Annotated in this window: 19 protein-coding genes; 9 read left to right on the top strand and 10 right to left on the bottom strand. The window is 66.9% G+C overall.

Annotated features, from left to right (window positions below; all coding sequences use genetic code 11):
- Positions 1 to 68: 68 nt before the first annotated feature.
- Complete coding sequence (locus ACFULV_RS34195; RefSeq protein ID WP_378664118.1) at positions 69 to 809, bottom strand: GntR family transcriptional regulator; 741 nt, start codon at positions 807 to 809, stop codon at positions 69 to 71.
- A 223-nt stretch (positions 810 to 1,032) separates the two neighbouring features.
- On the opposite strand from ACFULV_RS34195, the gene ACFULV_RS34190 reads away from it, so the two are divergent.
- From ACFULV_RS34190 to ACFULV_RS34170, 5 genes are all read left to right on the top strand, one after another.
- On the top strand, positions 1,033 to 1,890 hold the full coding sequence (locus tag ACFULV_RS34190) for an acyl-CoA thioesterase domain-containing protein (RefSeq protein WP_378664115.1): 858 nt from the start codon (positions 1,033 to 1,035) through the stop codon (positions 1,888 to 1,890).
- A gap of 135 nt (positions 1,891 to 2,025) precedes the next feature.
- Positions 2,026 to 3,144 (top strand): NDMA-dependent alcohol dehydrogenase, encoded by a 1,119-nt coding sequence (locus tag ACFULV_RS34185; RefSeq protein WP_378664113.1) that lies wholly within the window; start codon positions 2,026 to 2,028, stop codon positions 3,142 to 3,144.
- Positions 3,145 to 3,167: 23 nt separating this feature from the next.
- Positions 3,168 to 3,377 (top strand): hypothetical protein, encoded by a 210-nt coding sequence (locus tag ACFULV_RS34180; protein ID WP_378664110.1) that lies wholly within the window; start codon positions 3,168 to 3,170, stop codon positions 3,375 to 3,377.
- On the top strand, positions 3,374 to 3,664 hold the full coding sequence (locus tag ACFULV_RS34175; RefSeq protein ID WP_378628177.1) for a WhiB family transcriptional regulator: 291 nt from the start codon (positions 3,374 to 3,376) through the stop codon (positions 3,662 to 3,664). Before ACFULV_RS34180 ends, ACFULV_RS34175 begins: the two co-directional genes overlap by 4 nt.
- 90 nt (positions 3,665 to 3,754) lie before the next feature.
- Complete coding sequence (locus ACFULV_RS34170) at positions 3,755 to 7,057, top strand: protein kinase (protein WP_378664108.1); 3,303 nt, start codon at positions 3,755 to 3,757, stop codon at positions 7,055 to 7,057.
- Between the two features lie 15 nt (positions 7,058 to 7,072).
- On the opposite strand, the gene ACFULV_RS34165 is transcribed toward ACFULV_RS34170, so the two are convergent.
- The 9 genes from ACFULV_RS34165 to ACFULV_RS34125 all read right to left on the bottom strand — a co-directional run bounded on the left by ACFULV_RS34165 (position 7,073) and on the right by ACFULV_RS34125 (position 18,289).
- Positions 7,073 to 8,443 carry an MFS transporter gene (locus ACFULV_RS34165; RefSeq protein WP_378664105.1) on the bottom strand — a complete coding sequence of 457 codons (1,371 nt, stop codon included), beginning with the start codon at positions 8,441 to 8,443 and terminating at the stop codon, positions 7,073 to 7,075.
- Positions 8,444 to 8,671: 228 nt separating this feature from the next.
- Complete coding sequence (locus tag ACFULV_RS34160) at positions 8,672 to 9,199, bottom strand: cupin domain-containing protein (protein ID WP_378664102.1); 528 nt, start codon at positions 9,197 to 9,199, stop codon at positions 8,672 to 8,674.
- A gap of 112 nt (positions 9,200 to 9,311) precedes the next feature.
- Positions 9,312 to 10,214, bottom strand: coding sequence for an alpha/beta hydrolase (locus ACFULV_RS34155; protein WP_378664099.1), 903 nt, complete (start codon positions 10,212 to 10,214; stop codon positions 9,312 to 9,314).
- A gap of 105 nt (positions 10,215 to 10,319) precedes the next feature.
- Positions 10,320 to 11,834 carry a sugar ABC transporter ATP-binding protein gene (locus ACFULV_RS34150; RefSeq protein WP_378628166.1) on the bottom strand — a complete coding sequence of 505 codons (1,515 nt, stop codon included), beginning with the start codon at positions 11,832 to 11,834 and terminating at the stop codon, positions 10,320 to 10,322.
- A 5-nt stretch (positions 11,835 to 11,839) separates the two neighbouring features.
- Positions 11,840 to 12,922 (bottom strand): hypothetical protein, encoded by a 1,083-nt coding sequence (locus ACFULV_RS34145; protein ID WP_378664097.1) that lies wholly within the window; start codon positions 12,920 to 12,922, stop codon positions 11,840 to 11,842.
- Entirely contained in the window at positions 12,919 to 15,087 is a 2,169-nt protein-coding gene (locus tag ACFULV_RS34140; protein WP_378664094.1) for an ABC transporter permease, read from the bottom strand. The genes ACFULV_RS34145 and ACFULV_RS34140 overlap by 4 nt, the downstream gene beginning before the upstream one ends.
- Positions 15,088 to 15,093: 6 nt before the next feature.
- The gene (locus ACFULV_RS34135; RefSeq protein ID WP_378664091.1) at positions 15,094 to 16,167 is read right to left on the bottom strand and encodes a sugar ABC transporter substrate-binding protein; all 1,074 of its coding nucleotides are present in this window, start codon (positions 16,165 to 16,167) and stop codon (positions 15,094 to 15,096) included.
- Positions 16,168 to 16,211: 44 nt separating this feature from the next.
- Positions 16,212 to 17,228: an ABC transporter permease gene (locus ACFULV_RS34130; RefSeq protein WP_378664089.1), complete on the bottom strand. Its 1,017-nt coding sequence runs from the start codon at positions 17,226 to 17,228 to the stop codon at positions 16,212 to 16,214.
- 11 nt (positions 17,229 to 17,239) lie between these two features.
- Positions 17,240 to 18,289, bottom strand: coding sequence for a zinc-binding dehydrogenase (locus tag ACFULV_RS34125; protein WP_378664086.1), 1,050 nt, complete (start codon positions 18,287 to 18,289; stop codon positions 17,240 to 17,242).
- Positions 18,290 to 18,500: 211 nt separating this feature from the next.
- Between ACFULV_RS34125 and ACFULV_RS34120 the strand changes: the two genes are divergently transcribed.
- The 4 genes from ACFULV_RS34120 to ACFULV_RS34105 all read left to right on the top strand — a co-directional run bounded on the left by ACFULV_RS34120 (position 18,501) and on the right by ACFULV_RS34105 (position 24,351).
- The gene (locus ACFULV_RS34120) at positions 18,501 to 19,574 is read left to right on the top strand and encodes a LuxR C-terminal-related transcriptional regulator (RefSeq protein WP_378664083.1); all 1,074 of its coding nucleotides are present in this window, start codon (positions 18,501 to 18,503) and stop codon (positions 19,572 to 19,574) included.
- Positions 19,575 to 19,682: 108 nt separating this feature from the next.
- The gene (locus ACFULV_RS34115) at positions 19,683 to 21,116 is read left to right on the top strand and encodes an MmgE/PrpD family protein (RefSeq protein ID WP_378628152.1); all 1,434 of its coding nucleotides are present in this window, start codon (positions 19,683 to 19,685) and stop codon (positions 21,114 to 21,116) included.
- A 206-nt stretch (positions 21,117 to 21,322) separates the two neighbouring features.
- The gene (locus tag ACFULV_RS34110; protein WP_378664080.1) at positions 21,323 to 22,801 is read left to right on the top strand and encodes an aldehyde dehydrogenase; all 1,479 of its coding nucleotides are present in this window, start codon (positions 21,323 to 21,325) and stop codon (positions 22,799 to 22,801) included.
- A gap of 113 nt (positions 22,802 to 22,914) precedes the next feature.
- Positions 22,915 to 24,351: an aldehyde dehydrogenase gene (locus ACFULV_RS34105; protein WP_378664077.1), complete on the top strand. Its 1,437-nt coding sequence runs from the start codon at positions 22,915 to 22,917 to the stop codon at positions 24,349 to 24,351.
- The last annotated feature ends 56 nt before the right edge of the window (positions 24,352 to 24,407 follow it).

Here is a 24,407-nt window from a genome sequence, read left to right as displayed (position 1 = left end):
ACCTTTCGGTTGTGGCACCGACCCTTCTTCGTCTTCTGACCGCCGATCTCGATCACGGTGAACCGGGATTATGCGGTGGATCGCTCCGGGGTCGACCACATGCCCTGTTTCTCCAGCATGACGATGAGCTCGTCGGCGCCGGACATGATGTGATCGCGCATCAAAGTGCTAGCCGCCTTCGCACGCCGCTTCTGCAACGCTTCGAGGATGGCCGGGTGGAAGTCGAGCGACTCGTTCGCGTGGCCCTCGATGTTGCCGTAGAACCGGTTGGGCAGTTGCTTGACGATCGAGCGCAGCAACAGCGCCAGCCGGCGCGAGTCGGCCGCCAGGTTGATGGTGCGATGGAATTCATGGCCCAGCGCCACGATGCGGTCCAGGTCGGCGCCGTCGGCGACCGCCTGCTCGTGCTGAGCGATCACGTCGGCCAGGTGGGCGAGCTGACGCGGGGAGATCGACTTCGCCGCCCGCGAGGCCAGTTCACCGGCCAGGGTGGCCTGCGCCCAGAACAGATCGCGCACATCCTGCCTGCTGAACGCCGAGACCATGAACCCACGCCGAGGAACGAGTTCGACGAAACCTTCACCGCTGAGCAACAACAAGCCCTCGCGCACCGGCGTGTTGCTCACGCCGACCGCCTCGGCGATCGGCTCGGCGCGCAGGAATTCACCGGACCGTACCCGGCCCGAGATGATCAGCTCGCGAACGTAGCTCGCGACGTCTTCGGACAACTGTTGGCGTTGCGAATGCGCGGAGCGAGGTAACCCCCGTGTCGCGGATTCGGCCTGGAGTGGGTCATTGTCGTTCGGCACGTTATGCATTATGCGTCTCGGACACACCGTTGCGCATCGTCGACCCATGGAACGGCGTCGATCACCGGAGGGTTCCGCGCACGGATGCGATGTGCGCGTCGATGATCGACGCCGTGACCCGAGGTCCCCGGGCAGGGGTCAGAAGGACCTCGGGAGGTCTATGGTCACATTTCCGACGGTATCATATATTTAATATCATGTCCTAAAAGTGGAGAGGACCACCATGACGTCAGCCTTCTTCCGCGCAGAGTCAGGCCGAACCAGCACGGAACTGATACCGCAAACAGAAGCATTGAGCGGCTGGGGCGAGGATCATCTGCGCGGACTCGCCATCAGTTCGGCACTGGCCCGGGCGGCCGAGCGCGCTGTCGCCGACATCGGCCGCGCCGACTTGCAGCCGGTCCGGTGGACCCTCGACCTGTTCCGGCCTGCCAGGCGACGCCCCTGCACCACCTCGGCAAACATCGTGCGGGAAGGAAGGCGGCTGTGCCTGGTCGACACGGTCCTGCATCAGGACGGCGGACCGGTCGCCCGCGCCTCGGCGCTGTTCCTCGCGCCGAGCGAGAGCCCGTCCGGTGCTGTCTGGTCGGGCGGCGCCCGCCCCGAGCCTCCACCACTGGGCGCCTCGATGACACAGGGTCACCGCTTGTACTTCAGCGAAGGCACGGGATGGGGTGATGCAGCACAGGCGCAGAACGACGCGCGCAAGCAGGTCTGGCACGACCCGATCCCGGTGGTCGAGGGCGAGCCCATCACACCGTTGCAGCTCACCGCGGGAATCGCCGACGTAGTGAACGTGGTGGCCAATCTCGGTAGCAACGGGCTGGAATTCATCAATGCCGACCTCACGCTCGCGCTGGTCCGCCTACCGGTGGGCACCGCGGTGGGGTTCTCGGCCACCGACCGGATCGAGCACGCCGGGATCTCCGTCGGCACCGCTGTCGCGTTCGACCGCACCGGCGTGTTCGGCACCGCGACGGTATCGGCATTGGCCAACACCCACCGCACCGTCGACCTGCCCGCGTTCTTCGGCGCGACGGCGGATGGCGAAACCGGGATCGATCCGTCCGTCGGGAACTGAGAGTCGGCTCCGACCTCACCGAATCGTTGACGCGCAGATCAGCGCCATGCGACACTGATATTATATTATGTTGAATATTCTCATTCCCGAAGGAGTGGACAACCCCATGCGGCAGTTGGATCGGAACGAGACGTCATGCTGACCCGGGGTGCAGTCCTCCGGCAATCACCCGGTGCGTACGAAATCGTCGAGCTAGAGGTCGAGGACCCGCGCCCCGGCGAGATCCGGGTGAAAATGGCCGCTGCCGGCCTGTGCCACTCCGACGATCATTTCGCGGTCGGCACCCAGACGCCCGGCATCCTTCCGCTGGCCGGGGGACACGAGGGCGCGGGTGTCGTCGAGGCGGTCGGTCCCGGCACCAAGGGCTTCGCCGAGGGCGACCATGTCGTGTTCTCCTTCCTGCCGGTGTGCGGCCGTTGTCGATGGTGCGCACACGGCCATCAGAACCTGTGTGACCTCGGCGCGTTCCTGGCCACCGGCGCGCGCTTCGACGACCCCACCTCGTATCGGCTCTCCCTCGACGGGGCACCCACCGGTCAGCTCGCCGGGCTCGGCACCTTCTGCGAGTACACCACCGTGTCGGCGGTCTCGGCCATCAAGATCGATCCGTCGATCCCGCTCGACGTCGCGTGCCTGACCGGCTGCGGTGTCGGGACAGGCTGGGGCGCAGCGGTGAACTCGGCCGAGGTGAAGCCCGGGCATGTCGTGATCGTCATGGGCATCGGCGGTATCGGGATCAACGCGGTCCAGGGCGCGACCCATGCCGGCGCATCAGCCGTGATCGCCGTCGACCCGGTCGCGTTCAAGCGCGACTCCGCACTGAAACTCGGCGCCACCCACGCCGTCGCCGACATCGACGAAGCGGCCGAACTGGCACGCTCGATGACCAACGGGCAAGGTGCTGATTCCTCGATCGTCACAGTCGGCATCACCACCGGACGCCATGTCGGCCAGGCGCTCGGCGCCGTACGCAAGGCAGGCACCTGTGTCGCCGTCGGGCTCGGCGACGCCACCGTCGGCGCGGGCGACATCAACCTGCACGAGCTCACGCTGTACCAGAAGCGTCTGCAGGGCTCGCTCTTCGGCGCGAGCTCCCCCACCGCCGACATCCCCGCGCAGCTGGCGATGTATCAGCAGGGCTCGCTGAAACTCGACGAACTCGTCACCACCCGCTACTCCCTCGACGACATCACGCAGGGCTTCGCCGACATGAACGCCGGCCGCAATCTGCGTGGAGTCGTCGTCTACGACTGATCCCGCGAGTCGGAGGACCGACCATGAACGTGCTGATCGAAATGACCGCCTTGTGCCTGAACCGCCCCTCCCGCGGCGCCAGTGCGGAGACACTCGCCTCCTGGTATGCGGCGAAGGCACGGTTGCACGACCATCTGGCCGGGCTGGGCGGACCCGACAGCGCCCGCGAACACGAACTGGCCGCTGCCGCGCATCGGCGCGCGCAGGTGGCCGCCGACGGTGGTGCGCGATGAGCAGAGGGAGCGTGTACGCGTTGCAATTGCCCGCCCCGCGCGCGGAGACCTGGGCCTGGCAGATGCACGCCACCTGCCGCGCGTACGATGTCAACGACTTCTACGACACCAGCCACGAGTCCCGGAAATTGCTGGCCGCCAAGAAGATCTGCGCGAGCTGCCCGGTCCTGACCCACTGCAGGGACCACGCTGTCGCCGCGAACGAGCCACACGGTATCTGGGGCGGGATGACACCGCGCGAACGCGCCAGATACCGGTGGCTGCACTACCGGCCGAAACGCGCCTGACATCGTCGAACACGGTCGGCACCGGGGCTATCCTCGGTAGAGGGCGGGCGCACCAGCGCACCGCCACAAGGCCGCACGAATCGAGCCGAGATGGCCGACAACTTGCCGACGCAGCGCAGCCCTGCCACGGGGATCGCGGCGGAACTGACCGCCGAGGGCTTCGAGGACGCCGAGGAGATCGGACGCGGCGGTTTCGGCGTGGTCTACCGCTGCGCCCAGCCCGATCTCGACCGTGTCGTCGCGGTGAAGGTACTGACCGCCGAGCTCGACCCCGACGGACTGCAACGCTTCGTCCGCGAACAGCAGGCGATGGGCCGCCTGTCCGGTCATCCTTACATCGTCGCGGTCTTCCAAGCCGGCACCACCCACGGCGGGCACCCCTACCTGGTGATGCCTTATCACGCGCGTGGCTCGTTGGAACAACGCATCCACGCCGTCGGCCCGCTGGACTGGGCGGCGACACTACGCTTGGGCGTGAAGATGGCGGGCGCGCTCGAGACCGCGCACCGGGCCGACATCCTGCACCGCGACGTGAAACCGTCCAACATCCTGCTCAGCGACTACAACGAACCCGAACTCACCGATTTCGGAATCGCCCGGATCCAGGGCGGGTTCCACACGACCACCGGAATCGTCACCGGCTCCCCCGCTTTCGCCGCGCCGGAAGTACTGCGCGGAGCGCAGGCCACCGCTGCCGCCGACGTGTACGGCCTGGGCGCCACACTGTTCTGCGCGCTCACCGGTCACGTCGCCTACGAGAGGCGCGTCGGCGAGCAGGTGTTGTCGCAGTTCCTGCGAGTCTCCGCGCAGCGCGGCCCCGATCTCACCGACCAGGATGTACCCGACGAGGTCAGGGCTGTCATCGAGCACGCGATGGCGACCGACCCCGCCGACCGGCCGGACAGCGCTGCCGCGCTCGGCGCGGAACTGGTTGCGGCCCAGCGCAGTACCGGCAGCCCGGTCGATGTCCTGCGAGTCCCCGATACCCAGCGGCCCGTTGCGGTGCCGATAGCACCGGCAGCGCGGGCCCGCGACCGCACCACCGCACCTCCCACACCCGCCACGAAATATCGCCCGCCGACTCCGGCGCGGGCGACTCTGGCCAGAAAGCGCCTGCTCGAGCACTTGCGAACCACCGAACGCACCCGGCTCACCGCGATCCACGCGCCCAGCGGTTTCGGCAAAACCACAGTGGCCGCCCAGTGGCACGACGAACTGGTCGAGCACGGCGCCGCGGTCGCCTGGCTGACCGTCGACGAGGACGACGACAATGTCGCCTGGTTCCTCACCCACCTCGCCGAGGCGATCCGACCCGCGGTCCCCGCGCTCGCCGACGACCTCGACCGACTACTCGAAGCCAACCCCGACGACCCGGCCCGTGCCGTGCTGACCGCACTCGTCGACGGGCTGCACGCCGACGACCGGCGGGTGACGCTGATCCTCGACGACTGGCAACGGGTCACCGCTCCCGCCTCGGTGGACGCGGTCCGGTTCCTGATCGAGCACGGCTGTCACCATCTGCCCCTCGTCGTCACGAGTACCGAGCGACTCGACCTGCCGTTGAGCCGGTTGCGCATCCACGGTGAACTCGCCGAAATCGATGCCACCACACTGCGTTTCAATCCCGACGAGGTACACGCGTTCCTCGCCGAAGCAGGCGGTGTGCACCTGGCCGCTGACGAGGTGACCGCGCTGGCCGGCGCCACCGACGGCTGGGTCGCGGCACTGCAGCTGACGGTGCTGTCGCTGCGTGCAGGCGAGGATCCGGCGCGCCTACTCGACAGCCTTGCCACGCACCCCGATATCGGGACGTTCCTGGCCGAGAACGTGCTCGGCGCACTGGATCCGGACACCCTCGAATTCCTTATGACAACCTCGATCTGCGAGCGGATCTGCGCCGGACTGGCCATCGCGCTGACCGGCCGCACCGATGCCGCTGCCCTGCTCGCCGACATCGCCGACCGTGGCTTGTTCCTGCTTCCCACCGGTCCCGCCCACGACTGGTACCGCTACCACCAGTTGTTCGCCGGCTATCTGTGCCGCAGACTCGCTCAGGGCCGCCCGGCCGAGATCGCAGCACTCCGGCTGCGAGCCGCCGACTGGTTCGCGCATCATCACCTGCTCAACGAAGCGGTCGACCAGGCACTTGCCGCGGAAAATCCCGAACGCGCGGCCGAACTCGTCGAGCAGGGCGCGGGTTACCTGCTGGAGCGGTCGAGAGTGGTGATGTTGCAAGGCATCCTGGCGAAGCTGCCCGCTGGGGTGTGCCGGGCCAGGCCCCGTATCCAGCTTTTCGGCGTCTGGGTCAACCTTGTCCTGCGCAGACCCGCGGCCACCGCGTCCTCCCTAGCCCACTTCGAGACCGCGCTGGCCGCGGCACCACCCGCCGAGCCCGAACGCACCGATCTGCGCGCGGAAGCGGATGTGGCGATCAGCGTCCGGGAGATGTTCGCCGACCGGGTGTCAGAGCTGGACGGCCTGATCGGTGACGCACTGGCCCGGCCCGACGACTTCTCCCCACGAATTCCCGGGGTGGCGGCCAATATCGCCACGTTCGCGGCAATGCAGCGCTTCGACTTCGACGAGGCGCGCCGGTGGCAGCTCTGGGCGGCGCCGTATCACGAGGCGACCGGCCCGTTCCTGTCGGTGTACGGCCGCTGTTTCGCGGGGGTGGCCGCCCGTGAACAGCTCGACATCACCGGCGCGGACGACCTGTTCACGACCGCGCTCGACACCGCACGCACGACCATGGGAGCCGCCGCCCACGCGACTCGCCTCGCGTCCGCACTACTGGGCGAATTGCGTTATGAGACTGGAGATCTCGACATCGCGACAGATCTATTGGAGCAGAGCAGAGAGCTGTCGGCCGAAGGTGGCGGCGGCGTGGACTTCATGCTGGCCACCTACGCGACAGGTGCGCGGGTACGCGCCCTGCGCGGCGACCGCGACGGCGCGCTGCAACTCCTCGACGAGGGGATGTCGCATGCCGAACGCCTGAACCTGCCGCGCCTGGCCGCACGGATCCGCAACGAACGGGTGCGTCTGGGCGTCGAACTCGATCCGACCGTGACGGACAGGCTGATGGACACGCGCACGATCCGGCGCGACGACGGAATCGATACGGCCATCGATGAATTCGATGAGGACTCCGCGATCCGTTTGTTGCTGGCGACGGATCAGCTCCGGTCGGCGATCGAGCGCGCAGAGAACTCGGTCGCCGAGATAGACGCGCAGCGCAGGCCGCTGGCCGCGCTGCGCGCCGGGTTGCTGCTCGGCAGCGCCCTGCGCCGGGCCGACCGCACGGCCGAGGCCGATCGCATCCTCACACCGTTGATCCGGCGATGCGATCGCCTCGGCCTGGTCCGCCTGCCCGCCGACGCGATGGCGTCCTAGACGATGCCCGGTCTATCAGCCCGCTTGCTCGACGACGAGACCGCCGGGCTTGCGATCCGGCTCGACGTCGGGAGCGCGCACTTCGGCGACTTCGTCATCGACTGTCGAGGCCGGCATCAGGATCACGATGACGGCGGCGATCACCGCGGGCACCGCGAAGGCGTAGAAGTTCCAGTGGGTCGCCAGCGAGGAACCGACGATCCACCCACCTATGGACGGCCCGAGGATCGAACCGATACGCCCCAGCCCCATGCTCGCCCCCACCGCGGACCCGCGGCACGAAGCGGGGTATTTCGCGGCGACATAGCCGTACGCGAGTGAGCTGCTGCCGATGGAGCCGAGCCCGGCCCCCGCTACCGCGACCATCAGCACCGCGGTATCGACCTTACGGCTGAGCACTAGCAGCGAAATCGCACCGATGAGGAAGAACGGCACGAGAACCCGCCGGGAGCCGTATCGGTCGGCCAGCATCGAACCGCCGATCATGCCGATCACGGCGCCGACCTGCAGAACCAGCAGGAACTGCAACGAGGATCCCAGTGGGTAGCCCGCCTCGCGCATCAGCACCGGCAACCAGGTGCTCAAGCCGTAGCCGATCAGCTGGGCGCAGATGCAGACCACGACGAACAGCAGCAGCGACGGCAGATACTTCCGGGTCAGCAGCATCCGGAATCCGCTCGCCTTCTCCCCGTTCGCGGTGGCGGTGCGCTGGATCAGCTGTTCGGCCCGCACCGCGCCGATGTCGAGACCGTAGGCACGAGCGACTTCCGCGGCCTCGGCGTCCTTGCCACGCGACACCAGGGAGTTCACCGATTCGGGCAGCCAGAAGTACATGGCGGGCACCACGATCACGCACAGGGCACCGACCGCGTACAACACGCGCCAGCCGTGGTCGGGCAGCAGTGCGATCGCGACGAGCGCGGCGATGATGCCGCCGAAGGAGTAGCCGGTCAGCATCATGCCGTTGTAGATCTGCCTGCGGTTGCGCGGCGCGAACTCCATCGTCAACGCGACCGCCGACGGCACGACGCCGCCGAGGCCGATGCCGGTGAAGAACCGGGCGGCGCCGAGGAATTCCGGTGAGGTGGCCAGCGCGCAGATCGCGCAGCCGGCGGAGAACCAGACGACACCCGCCATCATGACCTTGCGGCGACCGACCCGATCAGCCAGCGGACCCGCGAGCAGGAACCCGACCATCAGACCGAACAGTGTCCAGCTGCCGATCAGACCGGCGGTGCTGGCGGTCATCTCCCATCCGGGTTCGTCGAGCAGGCTGGGGACGGTGGCTCCGTAGACGATCAAGTCGTAGCCGTCGGCCACGATCGTCAGGAAACACAGCATGACCACGACGAGGCCACTTTTCTGGCGCGGGGCCGGACTATCCATCTCGTTCTCCTTCAACGCTCCACCACGGCGGCATTGCCGAGCGACTCAGCTCACAATATCGCACAATATATGATCCTGAATACATTTCGAGAGGCCTGGATTGTCCGGAAACACAAGCAGGGCCCGGGAATCTGTGACGATTCCCGAACCCTGTGCGTGCAAATGGACTCAGCGGGTGGCCGGCAGACCGGACCTTCGCCTCGCGCGCAACCTACCGCCGTGATGCGGTCAGTGCTTGGCAGGCAGCATGACGGCGACCATCGTCACCGGCTTGTCGGTCCGGTTGCTCCAGGCGTGCTTGATGCCGCGATTGATCACAGTGTCGCCCGGGCGCAGCAGCGTCTCCCCCGTTTCGTAGATCGCGTAGATCTCGCCGTCGATGATGGTGGCGATGTCGACCGTCTCCGTCGCGTGCAGGCCGACAATCGCATCGTCCTCGGCCTTGGCGTCCTCACCGTGCAGATTGCCGATCGACTCCGCGTACACCGCCGGATCGATCTCGGCATCCGGCGGGAAGGTCGCCAGACGCACGACAACACCGGCAGCAGGCGGATCCAGCTCCACGTCCGCGGCCAAGGTGTCACCATCGGCCATCGCCGCAGGCAGTGCATCCACCCGCCACACATCGTTGACCGTGAACGCGGGCAACGCGACCCGCGTCGCGGTGTTCTCATCTATCGCGACAGTCGACTTACCGTCGGCGTCGAGCCCCGCGATCACACGCCGCGCGGTCTTGGCCAGATGCTCACCACTCATGACATCACCCTTCGTTCCGGATCGAGCGGGAGCCCGATTCTTCGCTAGATAATATATTCAATATCACATTGACAAAGCGCGCAAGCATTCCGGAACAAGCCACCGGCAAGAATCAGAGATTGGTCTCGAAGAACGGGGTCAGGGCGGCCATGGCCTGGTCGACGTACTCGGGTCGGTCGTAGAGACCCACGTGCCCCGCGCCGTCGACGAGCACCAGGTCGGTGTTCTCCGGAATGCGCTTGTTCAGTCGCTCCGCCTGCCACAGCGAACCCGCCGCGGAGCCAGCGACCAGCAGTACCGGCTGGGTCAGGAACTCAGCACCCGCGAAGGCGTCGTAGTCGAAGATCCGGGTGACGCTGGCGGTGAACAGCATCCGATTGTCCGAGTTCGGGTGCTGTGCCCGCGGGGTCCGGTAGTACTCGTGCGCTTCGACCATGTCCGCCGGGGTGGTGGCGTCCAGGGTCTCGGGCACGTACGCGATCTCGGCGATGTCACCGCCCGCCACTTCGATCGCGCGCTGACCCGCGACAGCGTCGAGCGTGGCGATCTGCGCTTCGAGCGGCAGCGAACCGTCCCAGCCCTTGCGGAACGTCGCGCCGATATCGACCGGACTGACCGTGCCGACGGCTTTGATCCGGCGGTCGGTCTTGGTGGCATCGATGGCGTAGCCGCCGCCGGCGCACACGCCGAACGCACCGATCCGGTCCGCGTCGACGAAGTCGAGGATGGACAGGTAGTCGACCGCGGCGCGGATGTCCTCGACCCGGGCGAAGGGATCTTCCAGCCGGCGCGGGATCCCACCGCTCTCACCCTGGTGGGAGGCGTCGAAGGCCAGGGTCACGAAACCCTGGGCCGCCAGTTTCTCGGCATACAGACCCGCCGTCTGCTCCTTGACGCCGCCACCGGGGTGCACGCACACGATGGCCGGGTAGTACTGGTCAGCGGAGAAGTTCTCCGGGAGGAACAGGTCGCCCGCCATGGTGATCCTGGCGTTCGAGAATTCGATGTTCTGCACGATGATGTCCTCGGTTCGCTGGGGGATCGTTCCGGTGACATCAGCCTCCGCGATTCGGCGAGCGCGCGACAGGACGACTCTGTTCCTGGGAGAAATCCTTCCCCCTCAGTGCACCGCCGCGAACATCAGCTTCGCGTCGTCGGCCTCGGCCGGATCGAACTCCGCCACGATGCTGCCCTGCTTGGCCACCAGGATGCGGTCCGAGAGCGCCCGGATCTCGGGCAGGTACGACGAGATCACTACCACCGCGACACCGTCGTCGGCCAGCGCACGGATCATCGTGTGGATCTCGGTGATCGTGCCGAGGTCGACGCCGCGGGTCGGCTCGTCGATGATCGCCACCAGCGGCTGACGGGTCAAGCCTTTGGCGAGCACCACCTTCTGCTGGTTACCGCCGCTGAGCTCCTCGAGCTTGGCGCGGCCGGGTTGCAGCGTCCGCACATGGAACCGCTCGACGAAGCGCTGCGCCACCGACTTGCGTTCGCCGGGGCGAACCAGCAGTGGCAGCCTCGCCGCACTACACAGGTGCCCGAAATAGATATTGTCCGCGATCGAGAAGTGGCCGAAGAAGCCCGATGCCTTGCGGTCCTCGGTGATGTAGACCAGACCGGCCCGGCGGGCATGACGCGGTGTCCTGAACCGCACGTTCCTGCCGTTGAGCCGCACTGTGCCGCCGCGCAGTCTCCTGCGCTTGGTCACCCCGCTGACGATCATCGCGGTCTCGCTGCGCCCGGCGCCGACCAGCCCGTAGATGCCGACGATCTCCCCCGGGTGCGCGGAGAACGACATGTTGCGCACTACCGGCAGCAGCGTGATGTCGTCGACCTCGAGCACCGGGGCCGGGTCGGGTTCCCGATTCGGTGGCACCCGTTGATATTCCACGCTGCGCCCCACCATCATCCGCACCACCTCGGTGCGGTCGAAGTCGGGTTTGTCGAGGGTGCCCTGTACCTCGCCGTCGCGCAGCACAGTGATCCGGTCGGCTTCCTCGAAGGCCTCGTCGAGCATGTGGGTGATGAACACGACCCCGATCCCCTGGCGCTTGAGCCTGCGCATCGACAGGAACAGTTGCAGTCGTTCCTCCGGGGTCACCGACGCAGTCGGTTCGTCGAGGATGACCACCTTGGCATCGCGATGCACCGCGCGGGCGATCTCCACCATCTGTTTCTGGGCGATGCCGAGCGCGCCCGCCGTCACCTCGGGCCGGATGTGGAAGTTGTGTGATTCCAGCAGTTCTCGTGCCACCACATTGAGCTGGGAGAGATTGTTGAACGGTTTCTCGTCACCGAGGAACAGGTTCTGTGCCACCGTCATCGACTCGACGAGCGAGCCCTCCTGGTACACCATCGCGACCCCCGCCTCGGCGGATTCCTTGGGGGTACTGAAGTTGCGCATACGACCGGTGACGAGCAGCGTGCCCGCGTCGTGTTCGATCGCGCCCGAGATCACCTTCACCAGCGTGGACTTGCCCGCGCCGTTCTCGCCGAGCAGGGCGTGGATCTCGCCCGGTCGGACCTCGAAGTCGACATCGCGCAACGCGTAGGTTCCGCTGTAATGCTTGCTGATACCGCTGAGCCGGATCACCGGCTCCTCGGCAACGGCGGTGTCGCTGTCTGCCACCGTACTCACCTTTCGTTCACTGTTCGCGGCGCGAGCAGGTTGCGGAATCCACGCGCCGCCACCACTATTCGGCCGTCACGTGACGCGACGCCGGTGACCCCGTGGCGGTCGCTGTCGGCGCGCGAATGCACGCTTTCGGTGATCCGACCGCGCTGATCGATGCGGAACGCCAGACCGTAGGACCGGGCAGGCGCCCACGGTTTGATCACGCCGTGGACCCGCAATTGACCCAGTTGCAGGGTGTCGGTGTAGGGGTCCGGGCACCGCAGCCGGGGGACGAACCATTGGTCCTGACGGATCGTCGCGGTCATCTCGCGCAGCAATTCGGGTTCGTCGAGCAGCAATTCGGTGAAGCGGTTGCGCGCATAGGGCGCCGCGACCCACCAGCCGTCCGTGGTGGCGGCGATGCGGCCGGGGTAGATCGGCAGGTTCGCCCCCACCGGTATTCCCGGTTTACCCAGCGCATTCGACGCACGTCGCTCGATCCGATGATCGAAGCCCAGCGATACCAGAACCTCGTTGTCCGAGGCAGTTTCGATGCCGCCGGGCCACCCGAGGCCTTCTGCCACCACCTCCGCGCGCGACCCGTCGACCCGCACGATGCGCCCTTTGCGGTCGTCGGCGACCAAGGCGGCGCCCCAGTCCGGGACCACGCTCGAGCCTATGGTGGCCAGCACGATGCCGTCGGGCAGCAGTGTCAGATCAGTGACGCAGACAGCCAGCTCCGGGTCGGTGCACAGGTCGTGCGCCGTTCCCGCCGCATCGATGGTGACCAGGCCGACGCCCTCGACCGCGGCGACCAACCGGTCCTGCACCGCCAGCAGGCTTCCGACTTGCCCGCCGAGCGTCACCAGCGGCGCGACAACCCCATCGGTCAGCGTGAAAATGCTGTCGCCGCTGGAGAAGACGACTTCGCCGGAGTCACGGATGACCACGTCGTCGGGCTCGAACTCGGCGGCGGGGAGCAGGGTTTCGCCTTCGTCGAGTCGACGGTTCGGCCGTAGCCCCGCTTCGAACGGCGGCACCGTGCGGTGTCGCGCCCAGTCGGGGTTCAGCCATTCCTTCAGCGCACTGATCGTGCGGTTCATCGCTGTACCTCCACCATCGGTCGTCCGGGCACGATCAGGCCCGGTACTGCGGCCGGATCGATCGACCCGACTTCGCTGGAGTCCAGCGTCAACCGGCCGATGCGGTTGTTGCTCACACCGCACAGGTAGAGCTGACCGGCCCATTCCTTGACCGCAGTGACCATCGGGTAGTTCGCCAGCGACGAATCCCACAGCACCTGAAGGATTTCGCCACGATCGTTGAACTTCATCACGCACGACACGTTGAGCTGCGGAACGACCCAGCTGTCCAGCGGTACTTCCTGGGTCATCCGCCTGCGCACGGCCGGATAGCGGTTGAGCAGGTCCGACATCGGCGTGCGCATCGATACGAACGGCAGCCAGTAGTTACCATCGGAGGAGCGGTTGAGGTTGTCGGGGTTGCCGGGCAGGTTCTCCAGCACCGGTTCGAGCTGCCCCTGTTTGGGTCCGGCGATCCAGAGCCGGTCCACTCGGCACAGGCCGGTGCTGGCGATCAGGATCGACTGGCCGTCGTGCGAGGTGCAGATTCCGTTGGGGAACACACTGTTCGAGACGACGACCTCGGTGCTGCCGTCGGGATCGATCCGTACCACGCGGCCGTTGGACCGCGATTCCACCAGTTCCACCAGGTATTCGGCGGCGTTGCTTCGCGTCGAGAAGTCCGATACGTAGATCGAACCGTCCGGGGCCACATCGAGATCGTCGACGGCGCGGAGACCGGAATCGTCGAGCAGCGAGAAGCGGCTGCGCCTGACCTTCGTCGCGATCGGCTCGGATTCACCGTCCGGGGAGATCCGGTAGATCCCCATGCCGCCGACCGCCACGAGCAACTGCCCGTCACGGTCCCACCCGTGGCCGAGCGGGAAACCGCCTGTGCGCGCGAAGATCTCACCTTCGTCGGGCTGGTCGGCGCGGAATCGCCACACCCAGCCGCGACGGTCACCGCAGTAGACATTGCCCTCGGGATCGACCGCGCAGTCCTCGGCGCCCTCGATCTTGCCGAGCCCGATCGAAGGCGCATCGGTCGTCCTGTTGTTGATAGTCCAGACCGTGCCCGGCTCGGTGACGTCGATGAGGCTGCCGAGGGTGATCCGGCCGGGATCGATTTTGAGCTTGTCGGCGGTGCGCTGCCGGTACTTGCCCCACTGCAGGTCGAGCACGGCGAATACGAGCAGCGCCGTCGCGAGAATGACCGTGTAGTAGGAACCTTCGAGCCGCAGCGCGACGGTGGCCTGCTGGATCACCTGCACCACGATGATGCCGACGGTGGCCCGCAGCACCGAGCCGCGACCGCCCTTGAGACTGACGCCGCCGAGCACCACCGCGGTGAGCGCGATGATCTCCCAGCCCTGACCCACATCCGGATCGGTGCGCCCGACCCTGGCCGAGGTGAGCAGGGCAGCCAACCCCGCCAGCGCACCCGAGAGGACGTACACCAGAAAAGTGACCCGGTCGACCGGGATCCCGTTGCGCCGTGCCGATCGCCGATCGCTGCCGACCGCCGCGACCCACCAACCCCACCGCGACCGGGTGAGACCGACATGCACCACGATCAGCACACAGCCGAAGAAGAACCACCCGGTGGGGATCAGCGCGATGCTGCCCTCGCCGAGGAAGTCCCAGACGATATCGGGCTTGGGCATGCTCAGCTGAAAGCTGTACGCCGACTGCAGCGCGGCGGCCGCGCCACCGAAGGCCACGAGGGTGACCAGGGTCGTGATGAACGGCCGCATCTTCCGGTAGGCGATGAAGTAGCCGTTCACACTGCCGAGCAGCGCGCCGAACACCACCGTGCCCGGTGCGACGACCGCCATCGGCCAGTCCCAGGCGCGGGAGGCGACCATCGCGCCGATCGCGGTCAGACCGACCATCGAGCCGACCGACAGATCGATGCCGCCGCACACCAGCACCACGGTCAGTCCGATGGCCAGCAGTCCCTTCTCCGAGACCTCGTCCATAATGATCGGGGAATCGGCCGGTCCGACCGGTGTGAAGAAGACGAACAGCAGGCTGAGCGACAGGGCCAGACCGAGCGGGACCGCGCCCTCCATCCAGCGTTTCTCGAACAGATCCGACAGGGTCCTGGCCGGCGCGAGCCGATCACGCCACTTCCCGCCGGTCAGGGGGAACGCGTCGATTCCCCGCGAACGTGATAGCAGTTTCATCGCCGATCACTGCCCCTTGTAGCAGGCGATGGTGGTGTTGTCGACGTTCGCGCGGTCCACGATGGTGTGCGGCACGAACGCGACGGTGTGGCTGCTGCCCGCCGGTGCGCCGGTCTGGACCAGCTGCTGGGCGGTCACCACCGCGGCGGTGCCGACGCCCTGGACGTCGTAGGAGGCCGAGGCCGTCACCTTGCCCGCGCGCAGCGCGTCACACCACAGGGTGTCGGTGGCCATCGTGTAGGTGCCCAGCGAATCGGCGGGGATCACCCCGCGCGAGACCGCACTCTGCACCGCGTCGCCGACCGCGACGGAGTTGAGGTCGTAGGTGACCAGGAACCCGCAGAAGTTGTTCTTCTGCTGCTGGATGATCGACTCGGCGGCCTGCTGGGCGAGGGAGTTCTGCCACTGGGTGTGCGCGGTGGTCACCACCTCGAACCCGGCCGGATCGAGCACATTGTGCACGCCCTTGGACCACAGCAGCGAGGCCGCGTCATTGCCCGGGCCATCGATGATCGCCAATCGCTTGGGGGCGCCGCGCTTTTCGCAGTCCTGCACGGCACGCTGGGCGATGTCCTCGGCGGCAGCGATGTTGTCGACGCCGATATAGGCGTCACCGAGGCGGCTCGAGATCATGTTGACCACCACCGTGTAGATGCCCGCGCGCTGGGCGTCCTCGATCTGCTTGGACAACACCCCGACGTCGGGGTTGTGCAGGATCAGCACGTCGACGGCCTTGCGGGCGATCAGGTCGCTGATGATCCTGGTCATCTTGTCGGTATCGAAATTGGGGTCGTAGACCTGGAAGTCGGCACCGAGGTTGCCGAAGGCGCGCTCCATCGAGGCGCCCCAGTTCATCGTCAGGTTGTAGCCCTTGTAGAGGATCGGCACGAAGGCGATCCGCTTGCCCTGCATCGACTCGTGGACCTGCTGCGTCGCGTCGAACAATTGCACGTTCTCGCCGAAAGCCTGGCCCTCGCCGCCCGCGGAGCCGGTGGCGGCCGTGCGTGCGCCGGTGGAACAACCCGTGATCACGACGGCCGAGACCGAGGCGAGAGCGAGCGCGATCATTTTCTTCTTCATCGTTGAAGACTCCTTGTGAGCGAAGGTGTTTCGAGGCGAGGGCATTACAGTTCGCCGCTCTTGGCGGTTTCCTCATCGCGGGGATGCAGCCACGAGTCGAGGGCGATGGCCGCGATCAGCACGCCGCCGCGGATCAGGTCCTGCACCGCGGAGGTGAGACCGTGCAGCACGAGCAGGTTGTTGAGCACACCGATGAACAGCGAGCCCGCGAGCACACCCAGGATCGAGCCGCGGCCACCGGCCAGCGAGATGCCGCCGATCACGGTCGCGGTGAGTGCGGTGAACAGCAGCGGGTCGAACGAGGTGACCGTCGTCTGCACGCTGCCCTGGATCGACACGGTCAGGTAGCCGGCGAGCAGGGCCAGCAGCGCGGAGATCACATAGGTGAGCACCTGCAGCGGGCGGACGGGGGCGCCGGTGGCTCGGGCGGTGGCGAAGTTGTCGCCCATCGCCCGGATCAACCGACCCGCGGTGGTGTAGGTGACGAAGAACCAGGCCAGTACGAACACGGCCGCGGCGAGCACGATCGGGCGTGGCACGCCGAGCACCGAGCCGTTGCTCAATTCCGCGATCCACGATCCGGCGGGCAGCGCGTAGTAGTTGCTGTCGAGCAGCAGCATGTCGACCGCGCCGATGACCAGCAGACCGGTTGCCAGGGTGACGAACAGCGACGGCACCTCGACGTAGGCCACGAGCACGCCGTTGACCAGCCCGACGAGCAGCGCGACCGCCGCGGCGATGGCTATTGCCTGCCATTCGGGCATGCCACTCGACATCATGGCCAGGGTTGCTTGCGCACACCCGAGTGCGACACCGGCGATCGAGAGGTCGATGCCTTTGCCCAGGATGACGATCGCGACGCCGACGGCCAGGATCCCGAACGCCGCCGACAGTCGCAGCAGGCTGGCGAAATTGCCGGTGGTGAGAAATCCCGGCGTGGTGGCGGCGCCGACCGCGCACAGCAGCACGGTGATGCCGAGGACGAAATAGGCCTGCTCCGAACGACCGAGTCGGTCGCGCAGGCTGGGGGGCGGCGAGGTGGCCGCGATTGTCGTCGTCATGATGCTCCCGTTCAGAACTCGATGACGGCCTTGCCGCCTGCCTGTTTGTCGAACTCCGTGTACGCCTGGGCGGCGTCGGCGAGGTTCCAGCGGTCGGTGAACAAGCGGTCGACGTCGAGGCCGTGCGCGGCGACGAAGCGGGCGCAGTCCGCTTGACCGGTCAGCGAGAAGGTGTAGGAGCCCAGGATCGTCAGCTGCTTGCGGATGATGTCGGGGCTCACGTCCAGGGTCACGTCGTTTCCCTCGCCGACGAAGGCCACCCGGCCCCACTGCGCGGCGGACTTGACCGCCGCGACCCTGGCCACGGGCGCGCCGGAACAGTCCAGCGCACAGCTCACGCCCGCTCCTGCGGTCAGTTCCTTGATCGCCGCCACGGGATCGGCACTGCTGGAATCGATAGCGTGGGCCACGCCGAACTCCATCGCCCGCGTGACTCGATCGGCTTGCACGTCGACTGCGATCACCTCGGCGCCCATGGCCGCCGCCAGCTGCACCGCCGAGAGTCCCACCGGTCCCTGACCGAAGATCGCGATGGTGTCGCAGGCATCCAGATTCAGCCGGCGCAGTGCGCCGAACGCTGTCCCGGTTCCACAGGAAATCGCCGCGCCCGCAGTGAAACTCACGTCATCGGGCAGCGGAACCAGGGTGCGGGCGGGCACTTTGATGAAGTCGGCGTGCCCGCCGTGGGCGGTCGCCCCGAAAATCGTCGCGCCACGCTGACACATCTGGGTCCATCCGGTGCGACACCGATCGCAGTATCCGCAGCCGTCGTAGTGATAGATCATCACCCGGTCGCCGACCCGAACCGCGCGCTGGTCCACATTCGCGCCGAGCGCGACGACTATTCCGCACGGCTCGTGGCCGGCGATGATGCCGCCGGTATCGCCCGACAGGCCGAAGGCCGCGAGCGCGGCGCCGGGAGCCGCGCGGTAGAACCGCAGGTCGCTACCGCACATCCCCGACGCCTTCATCGCCACTACCGCGTCGTCGGGCCCCGGGGACGGGTCGTCGAACTCGGCGATCTCGAGGTCGCGATCACCGTTGAACACAACACCCCGCATTGTTTCTCCTCTGAGACTCAGGTCACTATCTAAAGCTGTGCAAAATATTAAATATGTGGTGTTGTTGCTCACAAGGCTTTGCCACCTCGATAAGCCGAACGTCGTACAGCGCTGCGACCAGGGGACGATGCCGGACGCAGGTTTCGGACACAATTCGGGCCCGCCGGTGACGGCGGGGCTATATATTGCATATTCTGTATAGGCGTGGTAGATGGACTGGAGTTGGCACGTGGCGATCGAGACGAGGACACCCAGCGGCGACGCGACACTCGGCGCCGAGTTGGCCGCCGTCGTCATCGAGGCTTCCGAGATCCTCGGCCGCCGGATCCAGCCACCCGGCGCCCACTCCCCCGGCGAGGCCAAGCGCCTGCTCACCCAGCTGTGGGACGACGCCGTCGCTACCCTGTCCGACACGACAGCCGGCGCCGATATCCAGCGGACAACCGCACTGCTGGCCCGCATCCGCGCGACCGAGGCCGACCTGGCCGCGTCCGACGCCGCCGGCTCGGCCACACATCTGCGCATGGCCGCACAGGCGATCGCGCGATTACATGGCGCGCGGGGAGTGGACGACCTGTTGCGCAGGGCCGCGGAAGCGATGGGTGCGATGGGCTTCGACCGCGCACTGGTCTCGACGACCGAAGGGCAGCGCTGGCACCTGCACACCATGTTCGTCGTCGACGACGAGCCGTGGGCCGATGCCATCATCGCGGCGGGGCGTGAGTCGTCACCGACGCTGGACGGACACCTCGTCGAGAGCGACATCGTGCAGCGAGCCCGGCCCGGACTCGTCTTCGACGTCCAGCACAATCCTCGCGTCATCCGGCCGCTGGTGGAGATGACGCGCTGCAGCTCCTACGCCGTGGCGCCGCTGACCATGAACGGAACGGTCGTCGGCCTGGTCCACGGCGACTATTACTTCCAGCGGCGCGAAGCCGACGCAACCGCTCGGGCGATGCTGGCGGTCTTCGCCGCCGGCCTCGGCCACGCGCTGACCGGCGCGAGCCTGCTCGACGGCGTCACAGCACTGCGCACCGGTTTCGACCGGTTGGCCGGATCCGTCGATGCCTCGCCCAGCCCTGTCGAGACGCCCGCTCTCTCGACCCGGGAGCTCGATGTCGTCGAGCTGCTCGCCGCGGGCAGGGCGAATCGGCAGATCGCGCGTGAACTCGCGATCTCGGAGGCGACGGTGAAGACCCACATCACCCATATCCTGCGCAAACTCGGCGCGGCGAATCGTGCCGAAGCAGTCGCCTACTGGCTGCGCGGAACCGTCGTACGCTGAAACTGCAGCTTGCTGCTAACCCCTTCGCAATGCTTACATAATATATAGTGTAATTACCTGGGCGGCTGGTCGAACTACCTCCCGCACCCCCCTGCGAGAGGACAGTTCATGGCCGACACCATCGTCGAGCAGCTGGCGCGATTCACCTCCGACGCCGACTTCGACACACTGCCGCCCGAGGCGGTCGATGAATCCAAGCGGCTGTTGCTCGACGCGATGGGGTGCGCGCTCGGCGCCGTCGACGAGCCCAAAGGCAAGATCGGCATCGACTACGGCAAGCTCACCGGCGGCACCGACGGTGACGCCACGATCATCGGCACCGACGACCGGGTCTCGATCTTCGGCGCCTCCTTCGCCAACGGCGAGCTCATCAACGCCCTGGACTTCGACGCGGTGCTGCCGCCCGGCCACGTCTCGCCCTACGTGCTGCCGACCACGATGGCGATGGCCGAGAGCCGGGGGCGATCCGGTCGCGAGGTGCTCGCCGCCGTCGCGCTCTCCCACGAGATGTCCTACCGGTTCTACAAGTCGATGGACTATCTGCGCGACGTCCAGAACGATTCGATGGATCTGTCCCCCGTGATCGGGTACAGCGTCACCGTTTTCGGTGGAACTGCGGCCGCGGGCAAGCTCGCGGGCCAGTCCACCGAGACCCTGGCCAACGCGCTCGGTATCGCCGCCGCCACCGCCCCGGTCAACGCGATGCGCCCGTGGATCAAGCACGCCCCGAGCTCCACCCTCAAGTATCTGCTCGCGGGCACCCTGACCCAGGCCACGCTCACCGCCGTGCACATGGCCGAATTCGGCCACACCGGCGACCTGCAGATCCTCGACGACGCCGAGGTCGGCTTCCGCAAATACATCGGCACCCGGCGGTGGGAACCGAACAACATCACCGACGCGCTCGGCACCGAATGGCGCTTCCTCGCCGAACAGTCCTACAAGCCCTACCCGCACTGCCGCATCCTGCACGCCCCGCTGCACGCGCTCACCGAGATCCTCGAGACCAACGACATCAAGCCCGACGAGATCGACGCCATCCGCTGTTGGGGCGAGGCCGCGGTGATGCACCCGCTGTGGCAGAGCCGGGTCATCGAGAAGACCCACGACGCGCAGTTCGACATCGCCCACGGCCTGTCGGTCGGCGCGCACCGAGTGGTCCCCAGCAGGGCTTGGCACGCACCGGAACTCGTGTTCAGCGATTCGGTGCTCGGCCTGATGGACAAGGTCACCTTCGAACCGCACCCGGACTACTTCAAGGCACTGTCGGCGAACCCGTCCGCCCGGCCCACCCGCATCGAAGTAGACGCCCGCGGCACCACCTTCTCCGCGGACCGCACCTACCCCAAGGGCAGCCCCTCCCCCGACCCGACCACCAGAATGACCACCGACGAACTGGTCACCAAGTTCCGCATCAACGCACAGGATGTGCTGTCGGAGAACAGGATCGACCAGGTCGTCGACACCGTGCTCGGCGTGGACGAGGTCGACGACTTCGGCACGGTGATGCGCCTGCTCGCACCGAACAGCACGACCGCCTGATTTCCCCCGCTCCCCGAAAAGCCCCGCTCACCCCCTACGCGAGCGGGGCTTTTCGTCTCCCCATGATGCCGACACATGTCCGGCCGACGCCCTCGACAGTAGACCGCGAGGTATGTCGTCGGCTGTCCAAATATCTGGACACGACAGCGCGCAGCCACCCATTTGAATAGGGCCACAGCACTTTTCGGTGACCAAGGGGGTCTCTTGTGACGACGCACTCAAACCTGTGGCACGGCCGGTACGACACACTGTTCATCGGCGGCCGATGGGTCGAGCCGACCTCCGACAGCACGATCGAGGTGATCTCGCCCGCCACCGAGCACCTGGTCGCACGCGTGCCCGCAGGTGTCGAGGCCGACATCGACGCCGCGGTCGGCGCGGCGCGCGCGGCCTTCGACTCCGGGCCTTGGCCGCGAATGTCGCTCGCGGAGCGGATCGCCGTCCTCCGTGCGCTCAGTACCGAACTGGCCGCACACGAGGCTCAGATCGCCCAGCTCGTCACCGCCCAAATGGGTTGCCCAATAACACTTTCCACCAAGATGCAGGCAATCGGGCCGCGCCTGCTGCTCGACAGTTTCCTCGACCTCGCGCCCGAATATCCATGGTCGACGACCCGACGATCGGCAACCGGCAACGCGCAGGTAACGCGTGGTCCCGTCGGCGTCGTCGCCGCGATCATCCCCTGGGACGCGCCACTACTCGTCACGGTGATCAAAGCGGCGCCCGCGCTGCTCGCCGGCTGCACCGTCGTCGTGAAACCGTCGCCGGAGACACCGCTGGACGGATATCTGCTCGCCGAACTACTCGACAAGGTCGGCCTTCCCGCCGGCGTGGTCAACATCGTGCAAGCACAGCGCGATGCCAGCGAGTACCTGGTTCGCCACCCAGGAGTCGATGTCGTGTCCTACACCGGCTCCACGGAGGTCGGTCGCCGGATCGGCGCGCTGTGCGGCCAGGATCTGCGCCGGTGCCTGCTCGAACTGGGCGGCAAGTCCGCCGCTGTCCTGCTCGCCGACGCCGACCTGGACAAGGCCGTCGCGGCGATTCGCGCGCTCTCACTGCGCAACAGCGGCCAGGTGTGCAGCAACAAGACCCGCATCGTGGTGGCCAGATCGCTGCGCGACGAACTGCACGAACGGCTGATCGACATGGTCGCTTCGATGCCGGTGGGCGATCCCTTCGATCCGGCGACAGAAATCGGTCCGATGGCCACCGCGGCTCATCGGGCTCGCGTCGAGAGCTACATCGCCGCTGGGAAGGAGGCGGGCGCACCGCTTTTGGTCGGCGGTGGCCGCCCGGAAGTTCTGGATCGCGGGTGGTTCGTCGAGCCGACAGTCTTCACCGACGTCGACCCGAACGCGAAGATCGCTCAGGAAGAGATCTTCGGACCGGTCCTCACTGTGCACACCTTCGACACCGAGAACGAGGCGATCGATATCGCCAACAATTCCGAATTCGGGCTGAACGGCTCCGTCTTCTCCGCCGATATCGATCGCGCGCTGGCCGTAGCGCGGCGAATACACACCGGCGCGGTCGAGGTCGACGGCAATCTCGTCGGATTCGCCGCGCCGATCGGCGGTGTCAAGAACAGCGGCATCGGCAGAGAGGCCGGCCTCGAAGGATTCGACGCCTACGTCGAGCTCAAGTCCTACGGGCTGCCCGCCGACATGGTGGCCCGCCTCTGACACATTTCCGCCCGCCACGATCAGCTGATCCGGTGCCGAGCGCGCGGCGGATGGCCGAATTCCCTTCACGCTCGGCGTGCGCTGATCAACCATCGAACGACAGAAGGAAAGCCATGTCCGGAGCTCACGACCACAACCACCACTTCATCGGCGGTCGGCTTCAGCGCGCCAATTCTTGCGAGCGGCTCGACGTGATCAATCCAGCGACCGAGGAGGTCTTCGGCTCGATCGTTGACGGCGACGCGGCCGATGTGGACGCCGCGGTGCGCGCCGCACGGGACGCGGGATCAGGGTGGGCGCAGACCGACCCGACCGAACGGGGGCGCCTGCTGCGCGCGCTGGCCGATGCCTTCGAGGCGCGCGGCGAGGAGATCTCGGCCCTCGTCACCAAGGAGAACGGGACGCCGATCAGTGTCTCGCGCGCGATGCAGAGCCAGGTCCCGCTCAACTACCGCTATTTCGCCACACTGGCCGAGCAACTCGAGCCCGAGGAAGTACGGGCGACGATGACCGGCGATGCCGTCATCACCCGCGAACCGCTGGGGGTGGTCGGCGCGATCACCCCGTGGAACGGACCACAGCCGCTGACCGCGTGGAAACTCGGGCCCGCGCTGGCCGCTGGATGTACAGCCGTGGTGAAACCGGCACCGGACACCTCTCTCGACGCGTTCCTGTTCGCCGAGGTCGTCCAGCAGGCCGGGCTTCCTCCCGGCACGGTCAATATCGTGACCGGTGCACGCGAGACAGGTGCGCTGCTCGTATCCCACCCCGATGTGCGAAAGGTGGCCTTCACCGGTTCCGTCAGGGCAGGACGTGCCATCGGCGCGTCGTGCGGCCGCGACCTCAAGCACGTCACCCTCGAACTCGGCGGTAAGGCAGCGGGCATCCTGCTCGACGATGTCGACCTGGCTGCTTTCGCCCCGTTCGTGCGCACGGCCCTGACCCCGAACACCGGCCAGACGTGTCGAGCGCTGAGCCGGATCCTGGCCCCGCGGGCACGATACGACGAGATCGTCGCCATGCTCGCCGACACCATGACGAAAACCCCGCTCGGTGATCCCGAGAACCCGCAGACCTTCTACGGACCGCTGGCCAACGCAGCCCAGCTCGAGCGGGTGCTGTCCTACCTCGAGATCGGTAAGCAGGAGGGCGCCGAAGTGATCGTCGGCGGCGGACGTCCGGCAGGCTTCGAACGCGGCTACTACGTGGAGCCGACCTTGTTCGGCAATGTCACCAACGATATGCGGATCGCCCGCGAGGAGATTTTCGGGCCGGTGGTGGTCGTGATGCCCTACGACAGCATCGACGAGGCGGTCGACATCGCCAATGACACCGAGTACGGCCTCGGCGGCGGGGTGTTCTCCGCCGACAAGGACAAGGCCACCGACGTGGCACGGCGCATTGTTTCCGGCACTGTCGGGGTCAACAACGCCTCGTTCCCGATGGACGCACCGTTCGGCGGTATGAAGAACAGCGGTCTCGGACGCGAACTCGGCCCGCGAGCACTCGACGCCTACCTCGAATACAAGACGGTGTTCCGCGCGGGGTGATTCGGCGCTCGCGTGCGCGGGATATCAGCGTGCCCTCCCGGCGATCTCGCCGGGAG

Origin of the sequence: Nocardia sp. NPDC057272, assembly GCF_042668615.1 — a bacterium.
GTDB lineage: Bacteria > Actinomycetota > Actinomycetes > Mycobacteriales > Mycobacteriaceae > Nocardia.
Note: the sequence above shows the minus strand (reverse complement) of the source record. Positions and strands in the feature narration are given on the sequence as shown.

Coding starts and splice junctions, on each gene's coding strand:
- ACFULV_RS34190 (WP_378664115.1), top strand. CDS start 1,033: ATGACGTCAGCCTTCTTCCGCGCAGAGTCAGGCCGAACCAGCACGGAA.
- ACFULV_RS34185 (WP_378664113.1), top strand. CDS start 2,026: ATGCTGACCCGGGGTGCAGTCCTCCGGCAATCACCCGGTGCGTACGAA.
- ACFULV_RS34180 (WP_378664110.1), top strand. CDS start 3,168: ATGAACGTGCTGATCGAAATGACCGCCTTGTGCCTGAACCGCCCCTCC.
- ACFULV_RS34175 (WP_378628177.1), top strand. CDS start 3,374: ATGAGCAGAGGGAGCGTGTACGCGTTGCAATTGCCCGCCCCGCGCGCG.
- ACFULV_RS34170 (WP_378664108.1), top strand. CDS start 3,755: ATGGCCGACAACTTGCCGACGCAGCGCAGCCCTGCCACGGGGATCGCG.
- ACFULV_RS34165 (WP_378664105.1), bottom strand. CDS start 8,443: ATGGATAGTCCGGCCCCGCGCCAGAAAAGTGGCCTCGTCGTGGTCATG.
- ACFULV_RS34160 (WP_378664102.1), bottom strand. CDS start 9,199: ATGAGTGGTGAGCATCTGGCCAAGACCGCGCGGCGTGTGATCGCGGGG.
- ACFULV_RS34145 (WP_378664097.1), bottom strand. CDS start 12,922: ATGAACCGCACGATCAGTGCGCTGAAGGAATGGCTGAACCCCGACTGG.
- ACFULV_RS34140 (WP_378664094.1), bottom strand. CDS start 15,087: ATGAAACTGCTATCACGTTCGCGGGGAATCGACGCGTTCCCCCTGACC.
- ACFULV_RS34135 (WP_378664091.1), bottom strand. CDS start 16,167: ATGAAGAAGAAAATGATCGCGCTCGCTCTCGCCTCGGTCTCGGCCGTC.
- ACFULV_RS34130 (WP_378664089.1), bottom strand. CDS start 17,228: ATGACGACGACAATCGCGGCCACCTCGCCGCCCCCCAGCCTGCGCGAC.
- ACFULV_RS34125 (WP_378664086.1), bottom strand. CDS start 18,289: ATGCGGGGTGTTGTGTTCAACGGTGATCGCGACCTCGAGATCGCCGAG.
- ACFULV_RS34120 (WP_378664083.1), top strand. CDS start 18,501: ATGGACTGGAGTTGGCACGTGGCGATCGAGACGAGGACACCCAGCGGC.
- ACFULV_RS34115 (WP_378628152.1), top strand. CDS start 19,683: ATGGCCGACACCATCGTCGAGCAGCTGGCGCGATTCACCTCCGACGCC.
- ACFULV_RS34105 (WP_378664077.1), top strand. CDS start 22,915: ATGTCCGGAGCTCACGACCACAACCACCACTTCATCGGCGGTCGGCTT.